The sequence below is a fragment of the Vibrio sp. 10N.261.45.E2 genome (genome assembly GCF_002875705.1).
In the GTDB taxonomy this organism is placed as follows: domain Bacteria; phylum Pseudomonadota; class Gammaproteobacteria; order Enterobacterales; family Vibrionaceae; genus Vibrio.
In genome coordinates this window covers 1-7,496 of record NZ_MCZZ01000156.1, presented here as the reverse complement: position 1 = coordinate 7,496, position 7,496 = coordinate 1, and the positions used below count along the sequence as shown (strand labels likewise).

Annotated in this window: 1 protein-coding gene; it reads right to left on the bottom strand. The window is 47.3% G+C overall.

Going from position 1 to position 7,496, the window contains the following annotated elements; genetic code table 11:
* Nucleotides 1–113: 113 nt before the first annotated feature.
* On the bottom strand, nucleotides 114–7,496 hold a 7,383-nt coding region (locus tag BCT34_RS21630; protein ID WP_133151000.1), incomplete at its 5' end, for a tandem-95 repeat protein.

The window sequence follows — 7,496 nt, the reverse complement described above, 5'->3', positions numbered from 1 at the left end:
CCGCGATGAACCATAAAAAAGCCATGTATCAATGACTCTACATGGCTTTAATGAGGGCAACTGTTCGCTGCCCTATCTATTTGTCGGTTTAGACTAAAACTAAGCCCTCTCGATTAAATCGAGCTTTGGTCGAAGTCGTTGCTTTGGTCTGTTCCAGTTTGAGAATCTGAATCGAAGCTTCCAGAATCGTCCGTGAAGTCAACACCTTGGTCTTGACCACCAGCACTTGTCCAGTCGCTGCCACCTGATTCCATACCTGCCATATCCGGTTGCTGCTCTTGCGTAGAACCTTGCATGGTGTATTGGTCATCGACCTCAACTTCAACAGAACCACTAGCCCCCTCTATTGAGCTACCCAACTCGTCGTAACCTTGGAATTGGATTTCGCTAGTACCTTCGTAACCTTCAGGAAGTTCAACAGATACCGGCTGCTCTAGGTTGCCGCTAATTGTGAAGCTACCATCACCGTTATCCAGTGCGTTGCTCACAGTCGCACCCTCAGGCAGACCAGACATTTCAGCGTAATCAACCGACTCGTTACCACTCACCTCATCTGGAATCGAGATAGAGATAGTATCACCCGGTGCCGCGGTTACATCTGCAGCGCTGTCTTCAGTTTCACCTTCAGTATCTTGAGCTTGGTCATCAGTTTGTTGCGCAACTTCCACTTGCTGCTCTTCTGTTGCTTGAACAGATTGAACTTGTGGTTCATCACCTTGAACTGAATCATCGTCTACTTGGATACTTAAGCTGTGACTTGACACTTCACCGCCGTCGTTGACTTCAACATTCATCGCTAAATTGCCATCGAAGTCTTCGTTCGGCCAGTACGTCCACTCACCTTCACCAGATTCAGCAAAGAAACCTGCATCGTTTGCATCCGCAACATCAACAACTTGAGCTGCATCGCTAACACCTAACTCATCCACCAACTGTGCATCTGTGATAGTTAGTGAGCCATCATCAGCTAGGGCATACCCTTCGCTCGCAGCTGCTTCATCGCTAGCTTGGATATCCACATTGAAGAAGCTTTCGATGCGATTCTCGCCATCGGTAGCAATAAATCCAACTTGAACATCACCGGTGTAGTCTTCAGCAGGTGTGAACTGATAGTTACCTTGGTTATCGCTTTCTATTACGCCCTGACCTTCCATCAAGCTTACTGACTCAATGCTCAAGCTGTCGCCTTCTGCATCGCTCAGGTTTGCTAACATGTCTTCATCAGTGAACGACAAGGTTGCATCTGCAGCGATTTCCGTCGTTGTGATGCTGTTAACTTCTGGTGCCGCATTCTCTTGTGAATCGCCTTCTTTGACGACTACGCCAGTTTGCTCATCATGAAGCACACCATCTTTATCGACCACGTAAGCAATATCTGCTTCGCCAGTGAAGCCTGGTGCAGGTGTGAATGTCCAAGTGCCATCGCCATTATCGACAATCTCACCTTGGCTGCGGTCGGCAAGATGAACCAGTTTCACTTCATCATCGCTGTCAGCATCCACATTCTCAGCTAAACCGATTAGGTCGTCCGCCGTTAGGATGATGGAATCACCCGCTACGGTTTCGAAATCACCTGAATCGATACCATCCTCAAACGCTTCTGGTTCATCTCCGTAATCAACCGTTGTTGCGCTTACGGTTACGAAGAACTCTCCATGGAAGTCTTCAGGTGGCGTCATTTGAATGTTTGAGATATCCCAATCGAACAAGTCGATGTATTGACCCGGCTCAGTGATCATCACAGTGTTCACACCATCAGTTACCTCGAATCCAACAGGGAAACCTGTCATCACCAAGTTACTTAGTGTTTCTGAATCATCGACGAGGCCAACGTTCAGTCCCAAGTGACCCGTTTCATCTTCACCGAAGACTAATGGACCGTCATGGTCGGTTGTAATCACCGCACCATCTGCGACAGGACGTACAAACACAGGAACATCAAGAACCGTTTCAAATTCACCGTCACTCACGACCACTTGTAGGTCAGAAACACCGGCGAAGTCGCCTGTTGGTGTGAATGTCCAAGTACCATCACCGTTGTCTGTGACTTCTCCGCCATCTTCACCGTCTGCAGTGATAATGCGAGAAACAACAAGGTCAGCCGTATCAATGTCACCGAACAAGTTCATCAAGTCGCCAGCATCGAAGGTAAACGCGCCATCTTCATTTGTGGTCATCATTGCGTTGCCGACATTAAACGGTGCGTCGTTAACAGGAATGACATCCACATTCAGCGAACCATCAACCACTTCTTCACCATCAGTTGCTTGATAACCCAGTTCTACCAAGCCATTGAAGTCTTGCGTAGTCACTAAGTGATACATGCCGTCTGGTTGCTGAGTTAAAGTCGCATTCGCTGGAGCTCGAACTGTAATGCTCTCAATGCTGATCTCGTCACCATCAAGGTCTGTTACTTGATCCGCGATGTAAGCAGGGTCAATCACCATGACCACATCTTCTTCGCCTTGCATCTCAATGGTTGGCGCTTCAGGTGCATCATTCACTGGCGTAACATCGATGTTGCCGTCGACTGAAATTGTCTCTTGGCCATCGCTAACGTTAAACGTCATTGGCACATCGCCATTGAAGTTTTCGTTAGGCGTAAATGACCAAGTACCATCTTCGTTGTCTAGCAACTCACCTAAACCTGGGTCGATTTGTAGACCAGAAGCTGACAGCTCATCTGCGGTGTTATCGATGTCGGTAGCTTGAGCTAACAACATGCCTTGCGTAATAAGAATGGTGCTGTCTTCGGCTGTGGTTAGGTTCACATCCTCAGATTCAGGTCCATCATTCACTGCCAGAACTTCGATACCCGCCGTTGTTGTCGCAGTTGCACCGTCATCATCGGTCACGACCACATCTAGGCTGATATCGCCATTAAAGTTCTCACTCGGAGTGAAGGTCACAGAACCATCATCGTTTTGAACCAATTCGCCGTCAGAACCAGTGTAAGTCACGCTTTCAAGCGACACTTCACCATCAACATCAGAGCTATTAGCAATTAGCTGCTCTGGGCTGATTGTGATGGTGCCATCTTCATTCATTTGGTAAGACGTTGCGCCCGCTACTGGTGCATCGTTAACGTCTGTTACCGTTACGTCGATGTTGGCATCAACCGTATCAGTACCATCAGAAACTGTGAAACCTAGGCTTACATCACCATTGAAGTTCTCGTTCGGAGCAAAGCTATATGTGCCGTCACCGTTATCAGTGAACACACCTTCTGCACCCGTGTAAGAGACATCAGCAACAGATAGGTCATCACCATCAATATCTGCTGCGCCTGCTAATAGGTCAGCATCAGTGAAGGTTAACGTACCATCTTCTTCAACGGTAAAGCTTTGGTCAGCAGCGGTTGGTAAGTCATTCACTGGATTAACCGTTAGGTCAACGCCAGCTTGAACAGTTTCAAGGCCATCGGACACATCGAAGCTTAGGTCTATGTCACCGTTAAAGTCAGCATCCGGAGTGATAGTAAATGAACCATCATCGTTTGCCGTTACCGTCGCATTATCACCCGCAGATAGGTTGCTTGCAGTCAGTGCATCGCCATCAACATCAGATGCTTGAGCAAGCAGCTGCTCTTGAGATAGCGTGATTGAACCGTCTTCATCAACCGAGTAAGCCACGTTTCCTGCTACAGGTGCGTCATTAACAGCAATAACTTCAATACCAGCGGTTGTTTCAGCCGTCGCGCCATCGTCATCAATAACGGTTACATCAAGGCTGATATCACCATTGAAGTTCTCGTTCGGTGCAAACGTAACTGAACCATCTTCGTTCTGAGTTAGGATGCCATCAGTACCCGAGTAGCTCACGCTATCAAGCGACACTTCACCGTCCACATCAGAGCTATTCGCAATCAACTGCTCAGGGCTCAATGTGATAGTGCCATCTTCATTCATTTGGTAAGACGTTGCACCCGCCACTGGTGCATCGTTAACGTCTGTTACCGTTACGTCGATGTTGGCATCAACCGTATCAGTACCATCAGAAACTGTGAAACCTAGGCTTACATCACCATTGAAGTTCTCGTTCGGAGCAAAGCTATATGTGCCGTCACCATTGTCAGTGAACACGCCTTCCGCACCCGTGTAAGACACATCAGCGACAGATAGGTCATCACCATCAATGTCCGCAGCACCGGCTAGCAAGTCTTCATCAGTGAAGGTTAACGTACCATCTTCTTCAACAGTGAAGCTTTGGTCTTCAGCCGTAGGTAAGTCATTTACTGGATTAACCGTTAAATCAACGCCAGCTTGAACGGTTTCTACGCCATCTGACACGTCGAAGCTTAGGTCAATATCGCCATTGAAATCGGCATCTGGAATGATAGTAAATGAACCATCATCGTTTGCCGTTACCGTGGCATTATCACCTGCCGTTATATTAGATGCAGTCAGAGCATCTCCATCCACATCAGATGCTTGGGCTAGCAGTTGTTCTTGGCTTAGGGTGATTGAACCATCTTCATCCACTGAGTATGCCAAGTCGCCTGATACTGGCGCGTCATTAACCGCGATAACATCAATGCCCGCCGTCGTTTGAGCGGTAGCACCATCTTCATCAGCAACGGTAACATCTAAGCTGACATTACCGTTGAAGTTTTCATTTGGCGCGAAACTGTAAGTACCATCACCATTGTCGGTAAAGATACCGTCTGTGCCAGAGTAAGAAACATCGCTAACGGACACATCACCTTCGATGTCTGAGCTATTCGCAAGAAGCTGAGCATCAGAAATCGTGATCACGTTATCTTCATCAACGCTGTAGGTTGTGGACCCAGCAACTGGTAGGTCATTAACGGCAATAACGTCGATGCCTGCCGTTGTTTCAGCGGTTGCGCCATCTTCATCCATAACAGACACATCAAGGCTGATGTCGCCGTTAAAGTTTTCATTTGGCGAGAAGGTGTAAGTACCATCTCCATTATCCGTGAATACACCATCAGTGCCGCTGTAGCTTACATCGCTAACAAACACTTCCCCTTCAACATCCGAGCTATTCGCAAGAAGTTGTGCATCGCTTAGGGTGATACTGCCGTCTTCTTCAACGCTATAAGTTGTTGAGCCCGCTACCGGTACGTCATTGATTGGAACAACTTGAACATCAATGTTCGCCGATACAACATCAGTACCATCACTCACATCGTAAGTTAGGTCGACATTACCATTGAAGTTCTCGTTTGGAGCAAAGGTGTAAGTACCATCGCCATTATCCGTGAACACACCGTCAGTGCCTTCGTAATTAACCGACTCGACAGAAAGGTCATCGCCGTCAATATCCGTTGCACCAGCCAACAACTGTTCATCTGTAAAGGTTAACGAGCCATCTTCATTAATGGTGTAGTCATGGTCGTAAATAACAGAAAGGTCGTTAACTGCTGTAACGGTCACGTCTAGTTCCGCTGGAGTAACTCCACCGTTGCCATCGTCCACGTTGTAGCTAATGGAGAATTCACCGTTAAAGTTCTCTTCCGGTGTGATGGTATACGTACCGTCACCATTATCAGTAATAAGAGCGTTCTCAATTGAGACATCTCCAACACTTGGTTCGTTACCGCCCGTTTCCCCTGCTGATTCACCTGTTTGATCCGTTGAATCGCCAGTTTCATCAGTGGTGTCATCATCTTCACCGCCCGTAAGCAATTCAGAGATATCAATACCATTTTCATTCGCAAGCGCTTCTTCTGCCGTTGGTAAATCAAACGCATTCTGAGTGCCTACATCTTGGCTTGGAACAATAACGCCGTTAACGATATCGAATACATGCCAGTGGTCACCTGATGGGTTTTCAGATAAATCTGGGCTAAAGGTCTCAACCAATGTATCACCCACAAACACCTGAACTTGCACATTTTCAACGCCATCTACATCCCAACTTCTGCTGGTGTAATTGTGCACTGAGTAGTGCATGTCAGCATCTTGATAATTTGGAATAGTGATGGTTTCAGGGCCACCACCATTTGTGTCATCAACGTCTTGCTGAACAACATTGCCTCCGCCTAGGTCATGATTCATATCGCGGTAGTAGATATGATCCAACTCATTGCCATTCTCTGTATCGTAGAGCCATAGGTGGTTATCCATATCACGTGGGCTTTCACCCCATGTGACCACGATACGCATATCTGTTTCTTCAAGCACTTCAGATATAGCGGTTACGCCACCATTGGTATCTTCACCTGCTGGAACCAAGAAGCTGCTAGTAATAGAGCCTTCTTGTTCAATCGTTACGGTACCTTGGTCAACAACTGGACCGCTCACAGAGTAGTTACCAGATTGATCGGTCACCGCTGTGTAAGAATGTCCTGCGTTGTCGGTTAGAGTAACATCCGCACCTACGATTGGATTGCCGGTTTCAGCATCCAACACCGTACCCGTTACTGTAGTTTCATCACCCTGCTCTCCAATAATTGCGGTCATGTCATCGTCTTCGATGTCAGTCGCGAATTGAAGGAGCTCTTCTTGAGTGATGGTGTACGAACCATCTTCTTCAATGGTTATCGCTACATCAGCAGAAACAATTGGTGCGTCGTTAACTGGGTCAACGGTCAAACCTAAGTTCGCTGCAATCGGCGTGTCGCCATCACTGATGCTGTACGCCACATCGATGTAGCCATTGAAGTTTTCGCTTGGAGTAATCGAGAATGTGCCATCGCCATTATCAACAATGGTCGCATCGTCTCCCACCAAGGTTAAGTTAGAAGCGACTAGATCATCACCTTCAATATCCGCTGCATTCGCAAGTAACTGCTCCTGCGTGATAGTAATGGTGTTGTCTTCATCAACGTTGGCATAAACATCATCGCTGGTTGGTAGGTCATTGATTGGGTTAACCGTAAGATCGGCGTTCGCCACAATTGATTCTGTACCATCGGAGATGTCGAAACTTAGGTCGATGTTGCCGTTGAAATCAGCATCCGGTGTTACCGTAAAGGTACCATCGCCATTATCAACAACAGTCGCGTTATCCCCTGCACTTAGGTTGCTAGCCGTTAGGTCATCGCCATCGACATCCGATGCTTGAGATAACAATTGCTCTTGAGTCAGAGTAATCGAACCATCTTCATCAATGCTGTATGCCAAGTCACCCGATACCGGTGGATCGTTGATCGGAAGGACATCAATACTTGCTGTCGTTGTTGCGGTTGCGCCATCTTCATCAGTAACGACCACATCTAGGCTCACATCACCGTCAAAGTTAGCATTCGGAGCGAAGCTGAATGTGCCATCACCATTGTCAGTGAAGATACCGTCGGAACCGGTGTAGTTAACACTATCAATCGCCACTTCGCCTTCAATGTCTGAAGAATTCGCCAACAGTTGTTCAGAACTGATGGTGATAACTTCATCCTCATTCACTGAGTAACTCGTAGAACCTGTGATTGGCGGATCGTTCACCTCAAGTACAGTAATTCCAGCAGTGGTTGCCTCTGTTGTACCGTCTTCATCGGTAACCACAACATCAAGGCTTGTAGTGGTCAAGTAAAA